Annotated in this window: 16 protein-coding genes; 7 read left to right on the top strand and 9 right to left on the bottom strand. The window is 51.6% G+C overall.

Annotation, left to right across the window (positions count from 1 at the left end):
- Position 1 precedes the first annotated feature (1 nt).
- From copZ to DFP95_RS03790, 3 genes are all read right to left on the bottom strand, one after another.
- Positions 2 to 202 carry a copper chaperone CopZ gene (copZ, locus tag DFP95_RS03800; protein WP_115991201.1) on the bottom strand — a complete coding sequence of 67 codons (201 nt, stop codon included), beginning with the start codon at positions 200 to 202 and terminating at the stop codon, positions 2 to 4.
- Positions 203 to 222: 20 nt separating this feature from the next.
- Positions 223 to 558, bottom strand: a complete 336-nt coding sequence (locus DFP95_RS03795; RefSeq protein ID WP_181907226.1) for a metal-sensitive transcriptional regulator — start codon at positions 556 to 558, stop codon at positions 223 to 225.
- Positions 559 to 683: 125 nt separating this feature from the next.
- A complete protein-coding gene (locus tag DFP95_RS03790; RefSeq protein WP_181907225.1) occupies positions 684 to 2957 on the bottom strand; it encodes an ATP-binding protein in 2274 nt (757 codons plus the stop codon).
- A gap of 249 nt (positions 2958 to 3206) precedes the next feature.
- Here DFP95_RS03790 and desA point away from each other — a divergent pair, with 249 nt between their 5' ends.
- The 3 genes from desA to DFP95_RS03775 all read left to right on the top strand — a co-directional run bounded on the left by desA (position 3207) and on the right by DFP95_RS03775 (position 6108).
- On the top strand, positions 3207 to 4271 hold the full coding sequence (gene desA / locus DFP95_RS03785; protein WP_115991199.1) for a Delta(5) desaturase DesA: 1065 nt from the start codon (positions 3207 to 3209) through the stop codon (positions 4269 to 4271).
- Positions 4272 to 4360: 89 nt separating this feature from the next.
- Positions 4361 to 5506, top strand: coding sequence for a sensor histidine kinase (locus DFP95_RS03780; protein ID WP_115991198.1), 1146 nt, complete (start codon positions 4361 to 4363; stop codon positions 5504 to 5506).
- Complete coding sequence (locus DFP95_RS03775) at positions 5503 to 6108, top strand: response regulator transcription factor (RefSeq protein WP_115991197.1); 606 nt, start codon at positions 5503 to 5505, stop codon at positions 6106 to 6108. Before DFP95_RS03780 ends, DFP95_RS03775 begins: the two co-directional genes overlap by 4 nt.
- Here the strand turns inward: DFP95_RS03775 and DFP95_RS03770 are convergent.
- Positions 6101 to 7150 carry a glucosaminidase domain-containing protein gene (locus tag DFP95_RS03770; RefSeq protein ID WP_115991196.1) on the bottom strand — a complete coding sequence of 350 codons (1050 nt, stop codon included), beginning with the start codon at positions 7148 to 7150 and terminating at the stop codon, positions 6101 to 6103. The genes DFP95_RS03775 and DFP95_RS03770 overlap by 8 nt on opposite strands.
- 436 nt (positions 7151 to 7586) lie before the next feature.
- On the opposite strand from DFP95_RS03770, the gene DFP95_RS03765 reads away from it, so the two are divergent.
- Complete coding sequence (locus DFP95_RS03765; RefSeq protein WP_115991195.1) at positions 7587 to 7787, top strand: hypothetical protein; 201 nt, start codon at positions 7587 to 7589, stop codon at positions 7785 to 7787.
- 7 nt (positions 7788 to 7794) lie between these two features.
- Here DFP95_RS03765 and DFP95_RS03760 read toward each other — a convergent pair whose 3' ends face one another.
- Positions 7795 to 8766, bottom strand: coding sequence for a ring-cleaving dioxygenase (locus tag DFP95_RS03760; RefSeq protein WP_115991194.1), 972 nt, complete (start codon positions 8764 to 8766; stop codon positions 7795 to 7797).
- Positions 8767 to 8926: 160 nt separating this feature from the next.
- Between DFP95_RS03760 and DFP95_RS03755 the strand changes: the two genes are divergently transcribed.
- The 3 genes from DFP95_RS03755 (at position 8927) to DFP95_RS03745 (ending at position 10881) form a co-directional block, all read left to right on the top strand.
- The gene (locus DFP95_RS03755; RefSeq protein ID WP_147304125.1) at positions 8927 to 9700 is read left to right on the top strand and encodes a stalk domain-containing protein; all 774 of its coding nucleotides are present in this window, start codon (positions 8927 to 8929) and stop codon (positions 9698 to 9700) included.
- A 42-nt stretch (positions 9701 to 9742) separates the two neighbouring features.
- Positions 9743 to 10066 (top strand): hypothetical protein, encoded by a 324-nt coding sequence (locus DFP95_RS03750; protein ID WP_115991192.1) that lies wholly within the window; start codon positions 9743 to 9745, stop codon positions 10064 to 10066.
- Positions 10067 to 10236: 170 nt separating this feature from the next.
- Entirely contained in the window at positions 10237 to 10881 is a 645-nt protein-coding gene (locus tag DFP95_RS03745; protein WP_115991191.1) for a metal-dependent hydrolase, read from the top strand.
- Between the two features lie 70 nt (positions 10882 to 10951).
- Here the strand turns inward: DFP95_RS03745 and DFP95_RS03740 are convergent, their stop codons facing one another.
- The 4 genes from DFP95_RS03740 to DFP95_RS03725 form a co-directional block, all read right to left on the bottom strand.
- Positions 10952 to 11305, bottom strand: a complete 354-nt coding sequence (locus tag DFP95_RS03740; RefSeq protein WP_115991190.1) for a PH domain-containing protein — start codon at positions 11303 to 11305, stop codon at positions 10952 to 10954.
- A 116-nt stretch (positions 11306 to 11421) separates the two neighbouring features.
- Positions 11422 to 15816 (bottom strand): DEAD/DEAH box helicase, encoded by a 4395-nt coding sequence (locus tag DFP95_RS03735; RefSeq protein ID WP_115991189.1) that lies wholly within the window; start codon positions 15814 to 15816, stop codon positions 11422 to 11424.
- Positions 15817 to 15879: 63 nt separating this feature from the next.
- Complete coding sequence (locus DFP95_RS03730; protein ID WP_115991188.1) at positions 15880 to 17619, bottom strand: ABC transporter ATP-binding protein; 1740 nt, start codon at positions 17617 to 17619, stop codon at positions 15880 to 15882.
- A 413-nt stretch (positions 17620 to 18032) separates the two neighbouring features.
- Positions 18033 to 23750, bottom strand: coding sequence for a HAMP domain-containing protein (locus DFP95_RS03725; protein ID WP_115991187.1), 5718 nt, complete (start codon positions 23748 to 23750; stop codon positions 18033 to 18035).
- Between the last annotated feature and the right edge of the window lie 18 nt (positions 23751 to 23768).

Raw genomic sequence — 23768 nt, 5'->3', positions numbered from 1 at the left:
ATTAAACGACGTCATAGCCCTGATCTTCGATCGCTTCTCGGATGGCAACAAGAGTAACTTTGTCCTCATCGTATTCGATCGATACCGAACCCGTCGGAAGATCGACTTTAGCCTTCGCTCCTAGATTGTTAACCGCGCCTTCGACGGAATTAACGCAATGGCCGCAAGACATTCCTTGAACGTTCAATGTAACGTTAGACATATAGATTCCCTCCATCTTCATTATCTTATTAATTTGTTTACCGTAACGATTAATTCATCCAGAACCTCGTGATCACCGGATTGGATACGTTCGACAATGCAGCTTTTCATGTGATCTTCAAGCAGAAGCTTTCCAACGCTACTGAGCGCGGATTGTGCCGCCGCGATTTGATTAAGGACATCGTCGCAATAAGTATCCTTATCGATTAGTCCTTTAATGCCGCGAATCTGCCCTTCGATCCGATTCAGCCTGGAAATCAAAGACGATTTCGTCTTGTTGGAGTGGTGGCTTTTTCTTTCTTCCGTATGCGTGTCGCAATGCTCTTCGTGAGCATCGATCGTAAGCTCATTCTCCATCTCTACCATCGCTCCTTTCCTTCCGGCATACCCCGGCAGGGTATCTCGCCCCTTAAATATACCCCCCAGTAGTATGTATGTCAATCGATTTATTATGCGTAGGGGCGAAAAGTTTATATCCCTGATTATGTCCGTACCTTCAGACGAATCTCCACGCTCGTTCCCTCGCCCAGCTTGCTGCTGATGTTCATCGTCCCTTTATGGTTCGTGATGATCCGCTGGCTCACCATTAGCCCAAGCCCGTTTCCGGAAGTCTTGTTCGTGAAGAAAGGCTCGCCTAACCTCTTCATGTCCTCGTCGGAAATTCCTCTGCCTTGATCCGTGATCCGAATGACGATGAATTCGTTGCTTGGGCTGCTTTCCAGTTCCACCGTAATGATGCCGCCCGTATCTTCCATCGCTTCGATGCTATTCTTTATGACATTGATGATTACTTGCTTGAGTTGGTTCGCGTCTCCCAAGCTCATAAGGAGGTCGGGAGAAAATCTCGTTTCGAACGATACGTTAAGCAGACTGGCTTGCGAGTCCAACAATGAAATCATATCGCTGAGCAAGCTTTTGATATCGACCGGCTGATAGTGATTAACCTGAGGCTTGGACAAGACGAGAAATTCGCTCACGATAAAATTAATCCGATCTAACTCCGACATCATGATGTCCAGATAGGAGGGTGACAGAAAGCCCTGTTGTTGATTCAATTGAACGAAGCCTCTAATCGTGGTCAACGGATTGCGAATCTCGTGAGCCACTCCGGCTGCGAGTTGACCGATTACGGACAGCTTCTCCGAGCGGCGAATAACCTCCTCGGTTTGCTTGCGTATCGTAATGTTCCGGGAGATTTCCGCAATCGCCACGACCTTCTCCTTCTCGTTGCGAATCGGCGATACCGTAATGCTAACGTCGATCGGCTGCCCTTTCTTCCGATAACGAACGGTTTCATAATCCGCGATAGATTGACCGCTTTCGATTTTCCCCCTGATATCCTCGTATTCGCAAATCAGTTCATCCGGAATATGGGCAAGCGTCCGATGGAGTACCTCTTCTCTCCCCCAACCGTACATCGATTCGAATGCATTATTCACTTGAATGACGTTGCCTTGGAGATCAGTGACATGGATCGCGTCCGAGGTTTGGTTGACGAACGATTCCAGATATTCCTTAGTGCTTCTTAATTCTTCCGCGGAATCGCGAAGCCTGCCCAGATACAGCTGCAAATTATCTGCCATCATGTTGACCCTGCTCGATAACGTCCCTAGCTCGTCTTTGCTGCGAATCGAGATTTTGCCGCCGAAACGACCGAGCGCGATTTCATTTACATAATCTAAAATATGCCTAAGCGGCTTGATCATAAAACCCGCGATAAAATAACTGGCAAACCACGAGGCTATAATCAAGCTTATTGAAATGACGGAATGAAGGAACAGTTGGCGGTACAGTGCTTTCTCGATCGCGCCGTTATCGAAATTCACGCCAATGACGTATGGAGTACCGCCTCTTAGCGGAATGAAGCTCTTCATGATCGATTTGCCTTCCTGATGGTAAATAGACGTGATCAGCTCTCCCGCACCCACCGCGAGATTGACGTTCATGACATCGTTATCCATATCCATGAAGTCATATTCTCCGAAAGGAATAGGACGCACATCGAGGTTATGCACGACTACCCCTTTCTTCGAATTACGGATTTCCGGCTTGCCGAAAAATCTAGGGTCGAACCCGTTAATCCCCACGATATTCGGATTGTCTTCCATTAAACTGCGAATAAGCGCTTCCGTCCCGATATTGTTCTCGAAGTCCAGAAACACCTGCGCGTTTACGTATGGATTGATCATGTAATCCGTCGTACCATCATAATAGTAGCCCCATTTATTGATGTTCGAAGGATCTGAAGTCGAATACTCATAAGGACCGGACCAATAATTCGGAAGCTTCTGGCCTTGCGGTATCGTAACGGGTTGGAGGTCGAACAGTTGGTTGAAGGCTTTATACCAATAATCGAACGTCTTCGAGCCTAATCCGATTTCTCCTGGGTCGGACGATTTCTGGACGACGATATTGTCGCTTGTCCTCTTCCACAACGATATTTGATCGACGCCAAGCTTGCGGCTCAGGGAGACAAGCTGCTCGTTGCTTACTTTATCTATATGCGGATCGAGCTCGCTCTGGGCGGCTATAGAGACCGCTCGCAATGTCTCTCCTAGCGTATCCTCCATGAATTTCCTGGACTTCTCCGCCGCGTCAAGGCTCGTCCCGATCTGCATGGCAATCGTTATCATCTCTTGCTTGGTCTTCGATTCGAGCTCGCTCTTGGATGAATAATAAAATATGGAAATGTTCAACGTAAGAATAATCGTTACGACTATGGAGATTAGCAACGATAGTTTAACTTTGATGGACACAACTCTTGCCTCCACAATCTAAGGTGCTTTACATCTATTACATATTAGACGCGGTTCGAAAAAATCCTTCATTAATGCTTTATCCAATAGCTGCATAATGCTTTATCCATTAGCTGAATATGACATTTGTCATATGCGACTATTGACACTTATGACTAACCGCAATCGCAGCCGTCCCGTACAATAGGGATTACAGTTGCTATCCTGCTGGTTAAACTACAAAAGGCTTAAATCACAAGGAGGAAACTTATGACTACCCCGAATCATGCGCAACTTAAAAAAGGCGTCGCTCCTTATGAGAAATCAAATACGAAATCAAGCATCCGTCAGCTCGTGAATACGCTTCCCCCTTTCTTCATTCTATGGACCGCGGCTTACCTGAGCTTATCCGTGTCCTATTGGTTAACGCTTCTTTTCGTGATATTGGCGTCCGGGTTCGTTGTGCGGACATTCATCATCTTTCACGACTGTTGCCATCAATCGTTCTTCAAGAGCCGCAAGGCCAATGAAATACTCGGAACGATAACGGGAGTTCTTACTTTATTCCCTTATCATCAATGGAAGCATAGCCACTCCATCCATCACTCTACGAGCAGTAACTTGGATAAACGCGGCATCGGCGACATGTGGTTATATACCGTCGACGAATATCTCGCGGCTCCCCTATGGAAACGAATTTATTACCGTATATACCGCAGTCCGTTCGTGATGTTCGGAATCGGTCCGATCGCGATTTTCCTTGTCGAATACCGTTTCAACGTCAAAGGCGCTAGACGCGCTGAGCGAATCAATACTTGGATCACCAACGCGGCGATCATCACGCTATACGGCCTTCTCTCTTGGGCGTTAGGCTGGCAGAATTTCTTGCTCGTGCAAGCTCCGATTTTCTGGTTATCCGGGGCGGTCGGCATCTGGCTGTTCTACGTACAGCATCAGTTCGAGGATTCTTACTTCGAGAACGAAGGGGAATGGAGCTACGTGAAAGCGGCCGTCGAAGGAAGCTCGTTCTACAAGCTCCCTAAGATCATGCAATGGTTAACCGGCAATATCGGTTATCATCACGTTCACCATTTAAGCCCGAGAGTACCGAATTATAACCTTGAAGAAGCTCATAACGCCGTGCCTCCGCTTCAACACGCGACGACGATCACGTTCGCCGATAGCCTGAAGGCTCTGCGCTTCCGACTTTGGGACGAACGGAACAAAACCTTCGTCAGCTTTAAGCAGATCAAACATCTGCATGGGAAGCCGATCGAGCCGATTACCGCAAAATCCAATAAAGCGGAACCTCCGGTGAACGGAGAAGTCGCCTAAAGTTGCAAATGCCTGAGGGATTCGTCTACTCGGGCTTTTGTTTATGATAAAATAGACATAAGCTCATTCCGCCAATAGGAGCGTTACCCATGTACAAGCGCTTGAAGAAAGCCCAGGTTTTTCCGAAAACGAATGGAATTAGCCCTTATGTATGGCTGATGTTCTCCATTCTTCCGTTCTATTTTATATTCCGGGCTTCAACCGATATCGAGATCGCTTCGGGTATATTGATGATCATCTTGTTCTTCTTCTGCTACCGGCTAACCTTGAACGCCAAAGGTTGGCTGGTTTACGTCGGGACGAGCGTGCAAATCCTCATTTCCATCGCGATGACCCTGCTATACAATTATGCGTATTTCGCCTTCTTCCTGGCATTCTTCATCGGGAACATACAGAATCGGGCCGGGTTTATTACGTTGTATACGATTCACGTCGCCACTAGCTTCCTCACCGTCAATATCGGCTTTATTAAGCAGGACAAGTTTTTCATCACGCAAACTCCGTTTATCCTGATCAGTCTTCTCGCCGTCATATTGCTTCCTCTTGGGAACTATAACCGCAATAAGCGGGGCGTGCTCCAAGAACAGCTTAAAGACGCCAATATCCGGATCTCGGAGCTCGTGAAGCTCGAAGAACGTCAGCGCATCGCCCGGGACTTGCACGATACGCTGGGACAGAAGCTGTCCTTGATCGGACTGAAAAGCGACCTAGCCCACAAGCTCATCGCCAAGAATCCGGAACAAGCCCGCTTGGAGATGAAGGACGTCCAGCAAACCGCGAGAACCGCCTTGCAGGAAGTCCGATTGCTCGTCTCGCGTATGCGCGGTACGAAGCTCGAGGACGAGATCATACGCATCAAGCAGATTCTGAATGCCGCGCAAATCGAATTTACGGTAGAAGGCGACTCGAATCTCAGGAACGTCTCCCTCTTATCCGAGAATGTTCTCAGCATGTGCTTAAAGGAAGCAGTCAACAATGTAGTGAAGCATAGCGGAGCTTCGGCTTGCATCCTCTGTTTGGAGGAGACTTCCACAGCGATCGTTATGAAAGTTAAGGACAATGGCAACTTAGGATCGAACGGACTAAATTTTAAGCAAGGCCACGGTTTGCAAGGCATGAAGGAAAGACTGGAATTCGTCAATGGCACCTTAGAGATCTCTTTGGCTGAAGGTACGACCATCACTACGAGAATCCCTCTAATCACGAAACGCACCGACAAGGAGGAGAATGCATGATTCGAATAGTCATCGCCGAAGACCAACGTATGCTACTAGGAGCGCTTGGCTCTCTGCTTGATTTAGAAGAGGATATGATCGTCGTCGGCAAAGCGTCGGACGGCGAGAAAGCGATCGATCTCGTCCGCTTGCACAAGCCGGATATCTGCATCATGGATATCGAAATGCCGGGTAAAAGCGGTCTCGAAGCCGCGGAAGAGATTCGCGATCTTCCGTGCAAGGTCATCATATTGACGACGTTCGCCAGGTCGGGTTATTTCGATCGCGCCATTAAAGCCGGCGTTAGCGGTTACTTATTGAAGGATAGTCCCAGCGAAGAGCTTGCCAGTACGATACGCAGCGTCCTAGCCGGCCGACGCGTATTCGCCTCCGAACTCGTGGACGATGCTTACGGCGGCGACAAAGAGAACCCGCTCACGGATCGGGAGAGAGAAGTGCTTGAGCTGATCGCCGACGGGAAAAACACGAAGGAAATCGCGACGGAGCTCTATTTAACCACGGGCACGATACGTAATTACATCTCCATTATTCTAGACAAGCTTAACGTCAGCAACCGGGTGGAAGCGATCAAACGGTTTAACGAGAAGGGCTGGTTCAAATAAGATCCAGCTTCTTGTAATCCCTCTTCATGATATTCTTGACTAGCCCCGACCACTTGGAATTGGCAGGACAGTACTTCGTGGCGATTTTCTCGATCGTCGTGTATCCCTTACCTACGTAACTCTTGGATAGAAGCTGACCGAATTTCCTGACGCTATCGCCCTTCGTCTCGAAGCTGAACGCTCTCTTGTGAGCATCGCCGCCCGATGCGTTCAGGCCGAACAGATTATTTTTGCTCTTGGCTAGCTTGCTGCTGCCGTTGCCGCTCTCCAGCTTCATGACCGCTATGGTGAACAAGGCGTTGATTCCATACTCCTCCTCCACCTGCAGAATAGCTTCCTCAAGCCCGTGCCCTTCCAGATCCGTACCTTCGAAAATAACCGCGATATCCTCTTCGGATAATCCGGAATCCACGCCGACTGTAGACGAAGGCTTCACGGGGTTCAATAAATCTTCGGCTTGCTTGATTTTAGCAACTGTGTCGACTACGTCCGATATCTCGCCTTGCTTGGGCTTTGCCGATAGCGACGTTTCCATCGCGATCCCTCCGCTAACTCTTGCCGCGTAATCTCCGTGCACGTATCCCCCGCCCTTGATTCTCAGCCAACCATTGTCCGTTGTCCGGACGATTTCAAGCAGAGTCCCCTTTTCGATCACTTTAATCACTTTCGATTTCGGATAACCGTTCGCTCGAACGTTTAAGTAATGTGCCGTAACTTGATATGTATTAACTGTCTGTGCTGGTAATGCCGAGATATGTACTTCGTTCTTAGCGTTCTTTGCCAGTTCTTCTAATACGGCTGTTTCGTCCATACTCTCAATAATCTGATCGTCGTTGCTTTCCGAGTTCTCCGTTTCAGGGGAAAGTTTTGCGTAACTCTTTGTTACTATGGTCGAAATAGATGGTTGAACGGAGACATTGGCCGAAACGATCGAACTCGCCGCTTCTTCGTTGTTCGAAGCTTGGAATCGTAATCCTAGTGCCAGGAGCAGCGCCGCTCCAAACGCGCAAATGAACAAATTCCGAATGAATTTCCTACGCATGACAACACCTCTTTCGTCAAATGGTGAAGGCTACTCGCAGTAATATAGGTTAGATTGTACATATATGCGGTTGAAAAGCTTGTCATTCTTTAAGTGAATAATTCATGTTAATTTGTCGATCCCGGACGCTCCATTGCAGCTCTTGGAATATCAAAAACCCGCTAACGGCGCGGGTTTGAGAGTGATTTCTATGCGATTTCCGAAAAATTAATATTTTCTCATGAATGGTGATATTGTTGCTTAAGGTCGTGAAACGAAATCGGACTATCTCCTTCCTCTACCGGCGAATCGAGACGAGATAGTAACGAAACGGATTTTTTCATAACTCTGCATCTTATAGGAATGGGACAAAAAGGCGGAAAAGTACACTGAAGGTAGGACATCGCCGAACGTAAAGCAATAGAGGTTCGAATGGTTCTGAGGTGGGGGTATAAAAGTGGAAAAAAACCGCGGTTTCGTCGTAATCGTCATTCCGTTATCGGAAGTTAAGAAATTCATTGCCATAGACCTAGTGGGAGGGACGCTTCTTTATTATCTATTGAAGCTCCCTCTGCACTCCATGATCGCGGCGACGGCCGGAAGCATGGTCGGTCCTTATTTGATTCGATTATCCATGAAGCGCGGCAAGAAAAAATAACTTTTCCCTACGACCGTTTCGTATGGAGCGGCCTCAATTTAGCCTCGATGGATTTCCGTTGATTTTCCAAGAACGGAGGCAAGGAGAGCGACTCTCCTAATGTCTCGAAGGGCTCGTCCGTCACGAAACCGGGTCCATCCGTTGCCAGCTCGAACAGGATTCCGTTCGGTTCCCGGAAGTATAAAGAGCGGAAATAGAATCTTTCCACGAAGCCGGAGTGCGGCAATCGGAATTGGTTCAGCAATTCGATCCAAGCCATTAACTCTTCCTTGTCCTCGATGCGGAAAGCTACATGGTGTACGCCGCCTTTTCCCGGCCCCGCCGCCGATAGATCGTTGCGCGGCTCGACCTGCACCTCCGCCCCCGATCCTCCTTCTCCTACCTGCAAGACGATGATGTCCTCTTGACCTTCTACAAGCGCGGGCACGCGGCTTTTCTCCCTATATCCGAGCAGTCCCAGCACGGCAACGGTCGTTTCCGGTTTCCTGACCGTGAGCTTAACCGGTCCTAAGCCGATAATCGCCGCCTCGGCAGGAACCGGACTGTTTTCCCACGGCACTCCTGCCGCGACGCCGGAATTCCCCTCGTCGGATACAAGCGCCAATTGCTGGCCTTCCGGATCCTCGAAGAAAACGACTTTGCGTCCGGCGAACTCGGTCACCGGCTCATGCTTAACGCTTTTCTCCGCGAAGCGCTTCGTCCAATAGTCTAACGCTTTGTCGTTAGGAACTCGAAGCGATGTTCCCGAAATGCTGCTCACCCCTGCTTTCGCGGGCCCGATCCCCGGAAAGTCGAAGAACGTAAGCTCGGTACCCGGATTCCCCCGCTCGTCCCCGTAAAATAAATGGTAAGCCGTCGTATCGTCCTGGTTCACCGTTTTCTTGATCAAACGCATGCCCAGCACTTCCGTGTAAAACTTAAAGTTACCTTGCACGTCGCCCGTCATGGCCGACAGATGGTGTATGCCTTTAACGTTCATTGTCGCTTCATCCTTTCACAATCAATCTGCTAAGCCATTCTAATCCAGTATATATCCGCCGGGAAAGCAAACGCAAAGCGAAGGTGCAACTTTTCCGCATCCCAACCGTCTAAAGATTGGTAATTATATCTATAAAATAGAAGGGAGTGGAAATGTGAATTTGAAGAGATTGACAGTCTGCGTTCTAGCGATGGCGTTGCTTTTCCCTACTCTTACGTTCGCCGAGACGCCAGCGAGTTTCCGTTTCACGTGGCATAACGAAATGGAGACTAACGGCAGCGCAATCGTCAGGGACGGAGTCGTCTACATAGGAGCAGAGGAAGTTTTCATAATCGCGGGTTTACAGATGGAGTGGGACAGCGCTCATCAACGCCTTCGATTAATCGGCGATAAGCTGAAGATGGCATTGCGATTGGGAAGTACAACGGGTTACGTAAACGGGAAGGTTACGGATATCGGCGGGTTTCCTTTCGTTTCCGACAAACGGACTTATATCCCGGCTCGATTCATCGTAAATGCGTTAAGCGGTAAAAACCTAAAGTGGAACAAATCGGATAGAAGTTTGCATGCGACTGGTTTACATGACGCTACAACGGAGAATCGAACTTACGGCGGGTTGATCTACTCTATCAAGCCTGGAACAAGCGACCTGTATGTTACGGACTCCAAAGGCATTAAACGAACGTTAACCAACTTGGGAAACCACGATTTTGATTCTACCGAATTTCATTTTCATCCTACGGATGGCGGACTACTCATTGTCACGATACACGACAACTATGGCGAACCCCATGTCCACGATCGGATGTTCACCGTTCTCATTAAGGATGGGGGAGTTATCCGTCAATCGACCGTGAATTACTTTAATCGCTTTACTCCCAATGTCGTTCAATACGATAATCACCCCTTGTTAATCGATGAAGAAAAGCTGTGAATTATTGAAGACGGAACGGGCGCCGTCCTGGAAACGATCGATTTGGTTAAGCTTGGCGGCGAGGACGAAGCTTACTTTATTGAAGGGATCGATGACGACTTCCTTTTATTCCGCGCGAATCACAAGGGAATCCTCACTCTGTACAACCGAGAAACCGGAGAAACCCTGCAACTGTACAAGCAGCTACTAGATGAGAAGGACCAACAAATCGCGGAAACGAATGATTTTCCCTATTTTGGCGATTTTCTTGAATTCATCGATCGGCAGGGTCAAACCTTGCGTTTTCGTAATCATTCCGTGCTCCATACAAGCGGCATAGATACGATATACGAATATGTTTTACCTTCATCCAATTCGCAAAAGTAACACGCATCGGAAATCGGAAGAGCAATCGCTCTTCCGATTTTTTAGTCATCCGGTAGGATGCATCCTGGCGAATCTATCTGTATAATAGCCAAGCAAACATACGTTTGCATAAGACGGTCGGTATGAACGCGCATATTCTATTACATCAAGTTCAGTCAGCGGAGGTTATTATGAAAGGATCCACTCATCTTGCCATTGGCGTCGCTATCGGAGCGGCAGCCAGCCTGTATTACCCGTTTACGGCTAATCATGCTTTGTTGTATTTGTCCGTTGCCGGATTTTCCGCGTTAAGCGCGGATCTCGATGGTCCCAGTCTCTTAAGCAGCAAGCTGGGGCCGGTTTCCAAGTTGTTGCGCGAGCTTCTGCTCTGGGGCGGCGTTCTCTTCGCTATCGTGCTTGCTTATTTGTACTTCGACAGGAGAGATTTCCATCCGCTGTTAACGACCAGCGCGGTTGCCCTAATCTTACTCGGATTCGTTACCCGGGAAGGCACGATCCGGAACGCGCTCGTAAGCGTCGTTGGCGCTACGCTCATCTATGTAGGCTGGACTTACCAGCTCAATTGGCTAATGGGCTTCGGATTGTTCGTCGGTTGGGTCCCTTGGTTAGCCCATCGCGGAATGACGCATACCGTATGGGCGCTTGGCCTATGGGGAACGATCGGCTGGGGATTGGAGAAGCAAATTCAGGTCGACGGCATCACCGCGGTCGCGATGGCCGGATATGCCTCGCATCTACTCGCGGATACTTTAACGACCAATGGCGTAAAGTGGTTGTATCCTCTATACAAGAAATCGATCAAGCTACGAATATAGCAAAGCGCCCTCCGCTCTGGTTTTCTAGAGCAGGAGGGCGCTTTATCTTTATACTTGAATCATGCGATGTCTACTGAACCTGTACTTCCGTAAGCTCGTGAGCCCTGTACTTCAATCTGGCGCTTTCCGAAGCTTGGCCGAGCAGGTCGGAGACGTCTACGCTTTTCCTTATGTTCCGTAAAATATAGGATGGCGAGGTCGTATCGGTGGAGAAAATGGTGATATCTCCGAACTTTAAGATTCTCTCGAGCAAATTCCGTTTCAAGGTAATATCGCGAACGCGATACAACTGGATTTCCTCGCGCTTTTTGGTGAAGATCCCTTTTTCGATGATTACTCTTCTCTCCGTGATCTGATAACGGGTGAAGCTCGGAAATCCATAGTTAAACGGTTTGCCCTCCCAAAGCACGTTCTCGTTAACCATGCGCGACCGCTCCTCTCGACTGGATGATTCAGTATATCTGCCTTATTTCTCCTATATTCTCCACGAGGACCCTTTGCACCTTCATGCATAGCGTTACGAATGGCAAAATAATTCAGTTACTTGGACCAAATCACCAGTGATCGTTGATCGCGTTCCGCCCCTAAGCGCATCAGCGTTTTTCCGGTCTCCGATTCTTGTATGGCCTCTCCGTTCCAGGAATCCACCTTGATCTTGACGAGCTTTCGTCTGCGAATGATCGTTTGAAACGCGGACTGAACAATCTCGGCTTCTTCTTCCGACGTGACGGACTCTTCATTCGACCCGGACAACGTAAACACTCTTTTTCCGTTATTCTCGATCCACAGCAGCCACTTGTCCCCCTTCAATAGCAGGAAGTTACCCGGCTTGCGCGCAAAAGAAGCTCCTCGAGTACCTTCCGGCCAGTCCATCAGAAGACCGAACGGATTGGCCGGATCTGCGGAAGAGAGAATCGTATAAGCGGGCTCCGAGGAAAGGGGGAGAGATTGACGCATGGAATCGCTCAGTTCGCGCGTCGTAAATTGAAGATTCGTTAAGCCTTGAATGAACGTCCCTCTCGTTAGTACGCCCCATTCTTCAAGTCTCTTAAGGACAGGGTAGAAGACATCCCAGGAGAAAGGCGCTATATTCGCCACCAGCTCCCGGTTGATGACGCCGTACGATTGCAACAGATGATGCGTCCAGACGAGTACCGGAGAATCCCGCTCCGAAGTGTCGGTAACATCGCCCGCCGGATCGCTCTCGTCCCGAAGAGAACTCGTCGCGTACCAACGCCCGAGCCCCGAGCCTGCCCTTGCCCAGTTCGCTTGTTTGGCGTTGACCTGCAGCCGAAGCGGCGCGAATTGGTCGTTCGATACGCGTCCTTCCCACGCCAAATCCAGCAAATCCGGAAGAAGCTCCGAAGGCGGCTTCTCCATTTCCCGGCTGAGCTTGGTCAGGAAGCTGGCGCCCCCTTCTTCCAGATACCGCAGAAGACGCGGATGTCGGGTAGGTTCTTGTTGCGCACGATCCAGGAAGGGAGAATATAGCGACTTGGATTCCGCCAAGAAAAAGGCGATCTTCCCTTCTTTATCCCCTTCCTCCTTGCTGCCGACCCATATGATTTCACCCGAAGCGCATAGCTGATCAAGCTGTTCTTTACGATAGGGAACAATCCGCGACGGAAAAATAATCGTCTCCCAATGGGATAACGGAACGAACAGGCCTTGCAAGCGTTCGATAACGGTCAATAAGCCTTCGTTGCCCTGCTGCTGATAGCCCTGAAGCGCATGCTGCATGAAGGCGATTTGGCTGCACCATCTAGCCGGCTCTACGGGCTCCGCGCGATCTCTGGCATGCCGGATAGACAGCCGTATGAGACGGGATGCGACCTTGGAGCTTGTCCATAACCGTTCGTCTCGGTCCGCCGCATGCGGTGCCTGCTCGATCATCCCCTTCTCGAGCAGCTTCCCGACCGCTTCCTTCGCGGACTCGAACGTCAACGACGGATATCTATCGCATAAGTCGGCCTCCGTGAAGGAGATTAGCCGATCGGCATATCGTCCGAGCACGAAGAGCAGGGAGCTCTCCGCTTCCGGGAACGAAGCGTATACTTCCCGTTCATCTGCAGGGATCCACCGGAATTCTCCGTCTCCGGTCAAGTCTATCGGCTCTACCTTGCCTGATTCATGCAAGAGTCGAAGCCATTGAAGCGACGCGTCCCCTGCAGCCTTTACGATTTCCTTCAAAGTAGAATCGCCTCTGTTCTTAAGCAGTGCCGCAAGCTCCTCCGCATTGCCCGGAGGTTGATCGACCCCGCTTAACCTGCGGCTCTCTTCCTCTATGACCTCGCCGTTGATCGCGTTTCCTAGTGCCGCAGAGTCGAATAGCTGACCGGCCATTTCCTTGCTCACGTTAAGCAATTGAAGGCGAATCGTTTCGTCCAATCCGTCTCCTTCATAGATTCTCATGTTGACGTAATCCGCCAGGAACTGGGAAGCGAACGGCGACGGATAAGGCGTTTCCCGCACGAGAATGGTTATTTTCCCCTCTACCAGCGCTTCAAGCATGGCTTTCAGCTCGTCGTAGCCTAAGTAATCATGAAGGCACTCCGACATCGCTTCCCGCAAATACGGAAAATGCTCCGCGTAAGGAAGCGCCCCGCGCAGAAGCTCCTCGCTCCGAAGTCGCTTCTGCCACATCGGAGTTCGCGTAAAGCTTCGGGACAACAGCAGAGACGTCTCCGCGATTCTCCGAAAGGCTATGCCGAGAAGCGGCGAACCTGTTATCGCTTCGACGAGCAGCTGCTCCAGATTGGCCGGCGTAACCTGATGAACGACTCTCAGCCATGATGAATCCCACTCGGGCAGAACGAATTCGATACCGTTGTCTTTGGCATTTCCGTATAGCTTATAAGGCAACAGCTGCTCGAATTGCCTTTCGATAGCTAACAGCCAGGCGCGGTTGACCCTTCTGCCGCTATGATTGTGGATGATCACGTGCGTTTGGTTCGTCACGTCGCGGTAATGCTCGATGACGATCTGACGATCGGTCGGCAAGGCGCACGCCCGATGCTGAGCTCTCACGAGCGAGAATAGCTCCTCCGCCGAAGCGCGATCCATCCCGTAGAAACTAGCCAGCCACTCCGATACCCGATCGTCGATCTCGGCCTCGTTTTCCGTACTGTCAGGCTCGGAATTCAATTGCAAACGCTCCGATAACTCTCCGAGGAACGCCCCGATTATCTCCCCTAGCTCGGATGAACGGCTTCCCGCCTCGTTGCGCCAGAACGGGATCTCGCTGAACCGATTGCCCGCTTCCGACACGTATACCCGGTCGTTGCGGATATCCCGGATCATCCAAGAGCTCGTCCCTAATTGAAAAACGTCTCCGACCCGGCTCTCCTGAATGAACTCTTCGTCCAATTCGCCAAGATGCGCGCGGCTCTCCAGATGATGGACCGGGTAACCTCCGCTTTGGGGAATCGTTCCCGCTCCCGTGAGGGCTGCCATCGCGGTATTGCTTCTCTTGCTCAGCGTCCGGCTCGCGCGATCCCATTGTATCAGCGGCTTAATGAATGGATAGAAGCCCGATAACACCTGAAGCACTTGCTCCAGCTTATCCAGCGGATAGTCGTGATAGCTGTCGCTGCGCCTAAGCAATCGATGCAGGGATTCGATTTCCCAGTCGTCCATCGCTACCATCGCGACCGTTTGCTGGGACAATACGTCCATCGGACTGCTCGGAATGCGAATGTCTTCGATTTCTCTCCGGGCGATCTGTCGGCTGAGAACGGCCAGCTCGGGCAGAGTCGCTTTCTGCCTGGCAATTAGAATTCCTTGGCTCGCGTCGCCAACGGCATGTCCCGCGCGACCGATCCGTTGAATGCCGCGCGCGGCTTCCTGGGGGGAATCGATCTGAATGACGAGATCGATATGACCGACGTCTATGCCGAGTTCCAACGAAGAAGTCGCGACGATGCAACGCAAGCTTCCGTCCTTCAGCATTCGCTCGACTTCCAGCCGGCGCTCCCGCGAGATGCTTCCATGATGCGAACGGGCCATCTCGTAGCCGACATGATCGTTCAAGCGCAAACAAAGCCTTTCGCACAACCTGCGGCTATTCACGAACAGCAAGACGGAACGGCAGCCGTCCATCGCTTGCATAATCCGATCGAGTAACGGGATCCACACCGCTTCCCTCGTAGCGGCTGGTTTGCTCTGGTCGGGCATCGTAACGAGCACGCTTATGCTCTTGCTCATGGAGCTTTCGATAATCGTTACCGGTCTTGGAACGAACTCGCCGCCTTGTTCTTTCCGTTCTTTCCACCCCGCTAGAAAACGCGCGACCCGATCAAGCGGCTTCTGCGTTGCCGATACTCCGATGCGTTGCGGAGGTATCTCGCAACGCATCGTTAACCTTTCCAAGGAGACGGATAAATGCGAACCGCGCTTGTCCGCCGCCAGATCGTGGATCTCGTCCACGATGACTTGATCGACATTCTCCAGAATGGCTCGGCCTTTGGAGGAAGTAAGTAACAGAAATAACGATTCGGGCGTCGTAATGAGCAGCTCCGGAGGATTCCGCAGAATAGACGCCCGTTTGCTTGCGCTCGTATCCCCGGTGCGTACTTCGCAACGAATGCCCGGCCAAGCGGCATCTCTTTCCTTCGCAAGTCTATCTAATTGTTCGACGAACTGAACGGCATGGTGATGAATATCGTTGTTCAACGCTTTAAGAGGAGTCAAATACAAGATTTTCACGCCTTTGGCGCGTTCGTCGGCTCGAGTGTCGCGCGCGCTGCGTGTTAGCTTGTCTATGCAGGGCAATAACGCGGCCAAAGTCTTTCCGGAGCCCGTCGGCGCGGCGATTAACGTATGGTTGCCCTCTCCGATCGATTGCCAAGCCTGCCTTTGCACATCGGTCGGTTCGCCGAAAGATTCGGTGAACCATTCGTTGATTACCGGATGAAAAAACAACTTATCGTTCGCCATAAGCTTCGACTCCTCCTAGCGTTATAGAATGGAATAGAATGAACCCTACCACCCCAATACCTATTATAGATTCTGCACGTTATAGAGCCTCGCATACGCTCCGCCTTGCTCCATCAGCTGTTCGTGCTTGCCTCGTTCGACGATTTCCCCGCGTTCGATGACGATAATCTGATCCGCGTGCGTAATGGTAGACAGACGATGCGCGACGACAAGCGTCGTGCGATTGTCCGTGAGCGCCTGCAGCGATTCTTGAATGAGATGCTCGGATTCCAAATCGAGCGCGGAGGTCGCTTCGTCCAGCACCAGAATCGCCGGGTCCTTCAGGAATACGCGGGCAATGGCGATCCGCTGCTTCTGGCCGCCCGAAAGCTTGACTCCCCGCTCCCCGATTTCCGTTTCGTAGCCTTGCGGCAAGCTCATGATAAAATCGTGAGCGTTCGCTCGTTTGGCCGCGTTCAGCATATGGGATTCGCTCTCGTCCGGATTGCCCAGCATGATGTTCTCGCGAACGCTTCCGCTGAACAGAATATTATCCTGAAGCACCATGCCGATCTGCGAGCGCAAGCTGTGCTGCGTCACTCTCGATATATCTTGTTCGTCGATGCGAATGGCGCCTTGCTGAATATCGTAAAATCTCGGAAGCAAGCTAATGAGAGAAGACTTCCCGCCCCCGCTCATTCCTACGAAAGCAACGGTTTGTCCGGGCTCTATGGTCAGACGGATATCGCGCAGCACCCAGTCCGTTTCGTCTCTGTAGCGGAAGAAGACGTTATCGAATTCGATTCTCCCGGTAACTTTCCTTAGCGGTTTAGCATCTTTACCGTCCATGATATCCTGCGGTTCGTTTAGCAGCTCCATGACTCTCTCCAAGGAGGCGGAAGCTTGCGTCAGCTCCGTCGAGGCGCTTACCAATCGGCGAAGCGGCGTGTACAGACGATCCAGGTAACCATAGAACGCGACGAACCCTCCGATCGTCAATTCGCCCATGATGACGAGATAACCCCCGCCTAACAGGATGAGGAGCGGCGCGATCTCGGTAAGAGTATTGATAATGGCGTTGGTCAGCGCGTTCCACTTCGTCAAGGCAAGTGCTTTCTCGAGAAAAGTTCCGTTTTTAACTCCGAATTGTTTGCGCTCGTACTGCTCTAACGTAAAGCTCTTAACTACAGGTATACCCACTACGTGCTCGTTCAGATACCCTTGCATGTCCGCAAGCGCGGCCGACCGGGAACGGGCGAACGTCTTTAATCTCTTGTATAGCTTGACGACCGCTATTCCGTAGAAAGGCAAGATCAGAATGGCCACCAATGTCAGCGTCGCGTTCATGTTCAGCATAATGACGATCGCGATAGTGAGCGTGAACAAATCCAGCCATACGTTCATCATTCCCGTTTCTACGATTGCTTTCGTCTGCTCCGCGTCGTTCATCATCCGGGAGATAATTTCCCCCGATTTGCGTTCCTGATAGAATCTCAGGGATAGTCGTTGCAGGTGTCCGTATAACTTGTTGCGAAGGTCGAACAATATCTTGCTCGTGGTGAGCTGGGCAAAATATTGCCGGAAGTATTCGATCGGATAACGAACGATAACGAATAAGAAGAACGAGATAATGATCAATTCTATTAAACGAGATATTTTGTCGTCCTTGGATAACTCGGCTAGCAAAATATCGTCTACCGCGTATTGAAGAAACAACGGTACCGCCAACGGGATCGCGAATTTGACCATGCCGATGAGCAGCGTAAACGCTACCAGCCACCGGTAGGGCTTCACGAACCGGAAATACATGCGAAATTCTTTCATGGGTTGTCTCCTCTTCCTATCTGCTGTACCTATCTTACCGATAATCGGAGGTGGATGACAAGGAAATGCGTTTACCTCAACCTGATTAACACGACCTTGTCGGGTTAAACCCGGCGGCTGAGACACTTTCGGCGGAATTAGAGCGGCTGCACCGCTTTAAGGCGGTTGAGTCACTTTCGGCGGAATTAGAGCGGCTGTGCCGCTTTAAATCGACGACGGAGGCACTTTTGGTGGAATTAGAGCGGCTGCACCGCTTTAAATCGGCGGTTGAGTCACTCTCGATATATCACCTTCCCCCACCCTCCGCTTCACGCTCCATACCCTGCCTGCAACCGCCAAAAAAGCCGAAAAGCGCCACTTAGACGCTCTCCGGCAAGTTCAGCTTATTTCAAACCAATTCAAACCAAGTCACTTTACTCGTCCAACCACACGCGAATCATGGATAACAACTGCGCGCTATTGACCGGCTTCGTAATGTAGTCGGAAGCACCCGCTTCCAAGCAAAGCTCGCGGTCACCCTGCATCGCTTTCGCGGTAAGCGCGATGATCGGCAGATCCTTGAACCGAGGGATGTCGCGAATCGCGCGGGTCGTCTCGTACCCGTCCATGACCGGCATCATGATGTCCATTAGCACGATCCCGATATCCGGAGTGTTCTCCAGCAGGGTAATCGCATCGTTACCGTTCTCCGCCGGCAATACCTTCATGTGGTGCCGTTCGAGGATCGATGTCAGCGCGAAAATATTCCGAATATCGTCATCCACGACAAGCACCTTCTTATACTCGATCATCTCGTCCGACTGGTGAAGCTTCTTAAGCGCGCCTCTCGATTCCTCCGGTAAATTTTCCGCTTTGCGGTGAAGGAATAGCGTCGTCTCGTCCATCATCTGCACGGGCGTCTTCGCGACCCTGACGACAGCCGAATTCACGATTTCGTCCAATTCGTTCTCTTCCTGAACGCTCAGCTTCTTGTTGCCCCGGTTGATCACGACCGGCTTCAGCTTGTTGGAGGCATGCTTCTGCATTTCCCTGACAAAATGGGCGACGTTCATATCCGGAAGCTCGTAATCGAGGAGCACGCAACTGATCGCCTTCGATTGCAATTGATTCAATGCTTTGCGCCCCGTATCGACGGCGATGATCTTAATATCCTTATTATCCAGCAGCTTTACGGTTTCTTTGCGGCGCTCCTCATCCTGGATGACGACCAAGAGATTCAGAGCGGCATGGTCCGCGAAATTGTTCAGCTTATCCAGCGCGTTCTCCAGCTCTTCGTTCGTCACCGGCTTGCAGAAGTAATCGTAGACGCCTTTCTTCATAAGCTCTACTTCGTCTTCGTCCACAGTGATAACGCACACCGGAATGTGACGAACGTTGATATCGTTCTTCAGATGCTCGATGACGAGCCACCCGTCCGTATCCGCCAGATGCAGATCCAGCGTGATCGCAACAGGCTTGTACTTGTGGACAAGCTCCAATGCGTTCAAACCTTTGGAGCTGATGACGGCTTTAATACCCTTTTTCCGCAGCGCCTCCAACATGATCTCGTTAAACTTCCGGTCATCCTCGATAATGAGAAAGACGCGGTCCCCCGGCTGAATATCGTTCCGATCATCGATCATTTCATCCTCAGCATCGCTCGCGAAGCTACGAGTCCGCTTAGGAGGCGTCACGTCGATGACCTCGGGCACGCGTTTCGTTCTCGGCTCTTTCTCCGGTACGTCCGGATACGCCGATTGCGCGGGTAAATAGAGATTGAACACGCTGCCGCCGTTGACTTCGCTCACCAAGGTAATCTCTCCGCCCAGCATTTCCGCGATTTCCCTGGAGATCGCTAGTCCGAGACCCGTTCCGCCATATTCCCGATTCGTGCTTCCGTCGGCCTGTTGGAACGCTTCGAAGATGATGTTCTGCTTCTCGGGAGGAATGCCTATTCCCGTATCGCTCACCGAGAAGCAGATGACCCGATCGGCGCGGTTAAGCGTTTCGTTCTCCGGATTCCAGCCTTCGGAAGCTCTGCGGATAAGGAGCATGATCTGGCCTTTCTCCGTGAACTTAAAGGCGTTCGACAGTAGATTCTTCAATATTTGCTGAAGTCTCTTGGCATCCGTCACGATTACGTCCGGTACGTCCGCTTCGATCTTAATCCGATATTCGAGCTTCTTCTCGTCCACCATATGGCGGAACGTCCGATCTAAGCCCCCGGTCATCTCCGTCAAGGTCAATTCACCGTAATCCGGCGTCGTCGTCCCCGATTCGATCTTCGAAAGATCCAAAATATCGTTGATGAGATTCAGCAGCTCGAGACCCGAATCCTGAATCGTTTTGGCGTATTTCACCTGATTGCCCGTCAAGTTCTCGTCCGGATTCTCGGCTAATTGCTCCGCGAGCAAGAGCAAGGAGTTCAGCGGAGTACGGAGCTCATGGGACATGTTGGCCAAAAACTCTGATTTGTACTTCGAAGTCAGAGCGAGCTGTTCCGCCTTCTCCTCCAGGAATCTCTTAGCGACCTCGACCTCGTTGTTCTTGCTCTCCACTTCGGCCTTCTGAATGACGAGCAGCTTCGCTTTGTCCTCCAGCTCGTCGTTCGTGTTCTGCAGCTCCATCTGTTGCTTCTGCAGTTCTTCCGTCAGCGACTGCGACTGGATCAGCAGCTCTTCCGTCCGTTGGTTCGCCTGCATCGTATTGATGACGATTCCGATCGACTCCGTCAATTGATCCAGGAATGCCAGATCGATGCCGCTATACGCTCGGAAGGAAGCTAACTCCAGAATCGCCAACACTTGATCCTCGAAAATAATCGGAAGCAGCACGATATTAAGAGGCGTTGCTTCTCCGAGTGCCGAAGAGATGACGACGTAGTCGCCGGGCACGTTCGTTAACAGTATCCGTTGCTTCTCGATCAAGCACTGTCCGACGAGACCTTGTCCCGCCCGAAACTCGTTCGATAGATTTTTGCGGCTTTGGTAGGCGTAGCTCGCGAACATCTTGAGCACGGGTTCTCCGTTGACCGGCTCGTTGATGTAGAACACCCCATGCTGCATCGACACGAGCGGCGCCAATTCCGAGAGGATCATCCGGCTTACCGCGTATAGATCCCGTTGGCCCTGCAGCAATCGGGAGAACTTCGCGAGGTTCGTCTTGAGCCAATCCTGCTCCGTATTTATGCGGGTCGTTTCCTTCAGGTTCCGGATCATTTCGTTGATGTTGTCTTTCAACGTCTCGACTTCCCCGGCGGCCGCCACGTCGATAGCGCGCGACAAGTCGCCGTTCGTTACCGCGGTCGCGACGTTCGTGATCGCGCGCACCTGAGTCGTCAGCGTGCTCGCCATGTAGTTAACGTTGTCCGTAAGGTCGCGCCACGTACCCGCGGCCCCCGGTACGCTCGCTTGCCCGCCCAGTTTCCCTTCCGCGCCGACCTCGCGCGCAACGGTCGTAACCTGGACGGCGAACGTCGCCAGCGTATCGATCATGTTGTTGATCGTATCCGTCAGCTCGGCGATCTCGCCCTTCGCTTCCACGTTGAGCTTCTGCTTCAGATTACCGTTCGCGACCGCGGTGACGACCTTCGCGATTCCGCGCACCTGATCCGTCAAGTTCGTCGCCATGATGTTAACGTTATCGGTCAGATCCTTCCACGTTCCGCCTACGCCGCGAACTTGGGCTTGACCGCCCAGCTTCCCGTCCGTTCCGACCTCGCGGGCAACCCTCGTAACCTCGGACGCGAACGAATTGAGCTGATCCACCATCGTATTGATCGTATTTTTCAGCTCAAGCAATTCTCCCTTAACGTCTACGGTAATCTTCTTCGAGAGATCGCCGTTCGCGACCGCCGTCGTCACGCCCGCGATATTGCGCATTTGCACCGTCAGGTTGCTCGCCATGTAGTTAACGGTGTCGGTCAGATCCTTCCATGTTCCCGATACGTCCTTCACTTCCGCCTGGGCTCCCAGATTCCCTTCCGTTCCGACCTCGCGGGCAACCCTCGTGACCTCGGAAGCGAAGTTGCTGAGCTGATCGACCATCGTGTTCATCGTATTTTTCAATTCCAGAATTTCGCCTTTGACGTCTACGGTGATCTTCTTCGAGAGATCGCCCTTCGCGACCGCCGTCGTCACGTCCGCGATATTGCGCACCTGGTCGGTCAAATTCCGCGCCATGTTATTAACGCTTTCCGTCAAGTCCTTCCAAGTTCCTCCGACGCCTTTAACCTCCGCTTGACCTCCGAGCTTGCCGTCCGTACCGACCTCGCGGGCGACCCGCGTGACCTCGGAGGAGAACATCGAGAGCTGGTCCACCATCGTATTGATCGTGTTCTTGAGCTCGAGTATTTCCCCCTGAACGTCAGCCGTGATTTTCTTGGACAAGTCCCCGTTGGCGACCGCCGTCGTGACGACCGCGATATTGCGCACCTGGTTCGTCAAGTTGGAAGCCATGTAGTTAACGCTCTCTGTTAAATCCCGCCATGTGCCCGCGACTCCTTTAACCTGCGCTTGCCCGCCCAGCATCCCTTCCGTACCGACCTCCCGCGCTACCCTCGTAACCTCGGACGCGAAGGTAGAGAGCTGGTCCACCATCGTATTGATCGTATTTTTCAGCTCCAGGATCTCGCCCGTCGCGTTAACCGTAATCTGCTTCGAGAGATCGCCCTTCGCAACGGCCGTCGTCACTTCCGCGATATTACGCACTTGGTCGGTCAACGTTCCGGCCATGAAGTTAACGCTGTCGGTCAAGTCTTTCCATGTTCCCGATACATCCTTAACGTCCGCTTGACCTCCGAGAATCCCCTCGGTCGAAACCTCTCTCGCCACCCGCGTAACCTCGGAAGCGAAGTTACTCAATTGATCGACCATCGTATTAATCGTGCTCTTCAATTGCAGAATCTCGCCTCTCGCATCGACGGTAATCGTCTTGGAGAGGTCCCCCTTCGCGACGGCCGTCGTCACTTCGGCAATGTTCCGCACTTGATTCGTTAAGTTCGTCGCCATGTAATTAACGCTTTCCGTCAAGTCGCGCCAAGTGCCCGCGACGCCGCTAACCTCGGCTTGTCCGCCCAGCATTCCTTCCGTACCGACTTCCCGCGCTACCCGCGTAACCTCCGAGGCAAACGTAGAAAGCTGCTCCACCATCGTGTTGATCGTATTCTTCAGCTCGAGAATCTCGCCTTGAACGTCCGCCGTGATTTTCTTGGACAAGTCCCCGTTAGCTACCGCGGTCGTAACGACGGCGATGTTCCGCACTTGGTTCGTTAAGTTGGAAGCCATGTAGTTAACGCTTTCGGTCAAATCCCGCCAAGTTCCGGATACGCCTTTAACATCCGCTTGTCCGCCGAGCTTGCCTTCCGTGCCTACCTCCCGCGCCACGCGCGTTACCTCCGAGGAGAACATCGAGAGCTGATCCACCATCGTGTTGATCGTATTTTTCAATTCCTGGATCTCGCCTTTGGCGTTTACCGTAATCTGTTTCGATAGGTCTCCGTTCGCGACGGCCGTCGTCACGGCGGCGATATTCCGCACCTGATCCGTCAGATTGCTCGCCATGTTGTTAACGCTGTCGGTTAAGTCCTTCCACGTTCCGGATACGCCTTTTACGTCCGCTTGTCCGCCTAGCTTGCCGTCCGTACCGACCTCTCGCGCCACGCGCGTAACCTCGGAGGCGAACGTACTGAGTTGGGTTACCATCATGTTAATATTGCTAGCCGTTCTTTGGAACTCTCCCGTAAGCGGCCTGCCCTCGAACTCCAAGTCTACGCTCTGGGACAAATCCCCTTTGGCGACCGCGTTAATAACCCGAACCATCTCGCTGGTCGGTTGAATGAGATCGATGACTAGTCCGTTCAGCGAATCGAATACCGTTTCCCATGAACCGCCGCTATTTTTATGGACGAACCTTCTGGAGAGCTTCCCTTCTTTGCCTACGACTCTTGCAACCGTTTGAACTTCATTTACAAGGCTTTCCTGCATGTCCATGATCTCGTTGAACGTATCGGCCACTTTACCGTTAAGTCCCTTATAGTTATAGGGCATTCGGTAGGAGAAATCCCCTTTTTTCAAAGCCATTAGAGCATTCAATAATTGCCCCGCTTCGATCTGTTCCTCTTCCATTTCAGGCAACCGTTCTTTATTCGTCATAATCTCAACCTCTCCGTT

Source organism: Cohnella lupini, assembly GCF_003386205.1.
Lineage (GTDB): Bacteria > Bacillota > Bacilli > Paenibacillales > Paenibacillaceae > Cohnella > Cohnella lupini.
The sequence above is the reverse complement of the archived record's forward strand: the minus strand, read 5'-3'. Positions and strand labels throughout refer to the sequence as shown.

Excerpts from the sequence above, each read along its gene's own strand:
- DFP95_RS03780 (WP_115991198.1), top strand. The coding sequence starts at position 4,361 with ATGTACAAGCGCTTGAAGAAAGCCCAGGTTTTTCCGAAAACGAATGGA.
- DFP95_RS03760 (WP_115991194.1), bottom strand. The coding sequence starts at position 8,766 with ATGAACGTTAAAGGCATACACCATCTGTCGGCCATGACGGGCGACGTG.
- desA (WP_115991199.1), top strand. The coding sequence starts at position 3,207 with ATGACTACCCCGAATCATGCGCAACTTAAAAAAGGCGTCGCTCCTTAT.
- DFP95_RS03745 (WP_115991191.1), top strand. The coding sequence starts at position 10,237 with ATGAAAGGATCCACTCATCTTGCCATTGGCGTCGCTATCGGAGCGGCA.
- DFP95_RS03740 (WP_115991190.1), bottom strand. The coding sequence starts at position 11,305 with ATGGTTAACGAGAACGTGCTTTGGGAGGGCAAACCGTTTAACTATGGA.
- DFP95_RS03770 (WP_115991196.1), bottom strand. The coding sequence starts at position 7,150 with ATGCGTAGGAAATTCATTCGGAATTTGTTCATTTGCGCGTTTGGAGCG.
- copZ (WP_115991201.1), bottom strand. The coding sequence starts at position 202 with ATGTCTAACGTTACATTGAACGTTCAAGGAATGTCTTGCGGCCATTGC.
- DFP95_RS03730 (WP_115991188.1), bottom strand. The coding sequence starts at position 17,619 with ATGAAAGAATTTCGCATGTATTTCCGGTTCGTGAAGCCCTACCGGTGG.
- DFP95_RS03795 (WP_181907226.1), bottom strand. The coding sequence starts at position 558 with ATGGAGAATGAGCTTACGATCGATGCTCACGAAGAGCATTGCGACACG.
- DFP95_RS03725 (WP_115991187.1), bottom strand. The coding sequence starts at position 23,750 with ATGACGAATAAAGAACGGTTGCCTGAAATGGAAGAGGAACAGATCGAA.
- DFP95_RS03775 (WP_115991197.1), top strand. The coding sequence starts at position 5,503 with ATGATTCGAATAGTCATCGCCGAAGACCAACGTATGCTACTAGGAGCG.
- DFP95_RS03735 (WP_115991189.1), bottom strand. The coding sequence starts at position 15,816 with ATGGCGAACGATAAGTTGTTTTTTCATCCGGTAATCAACGAATGGTTC.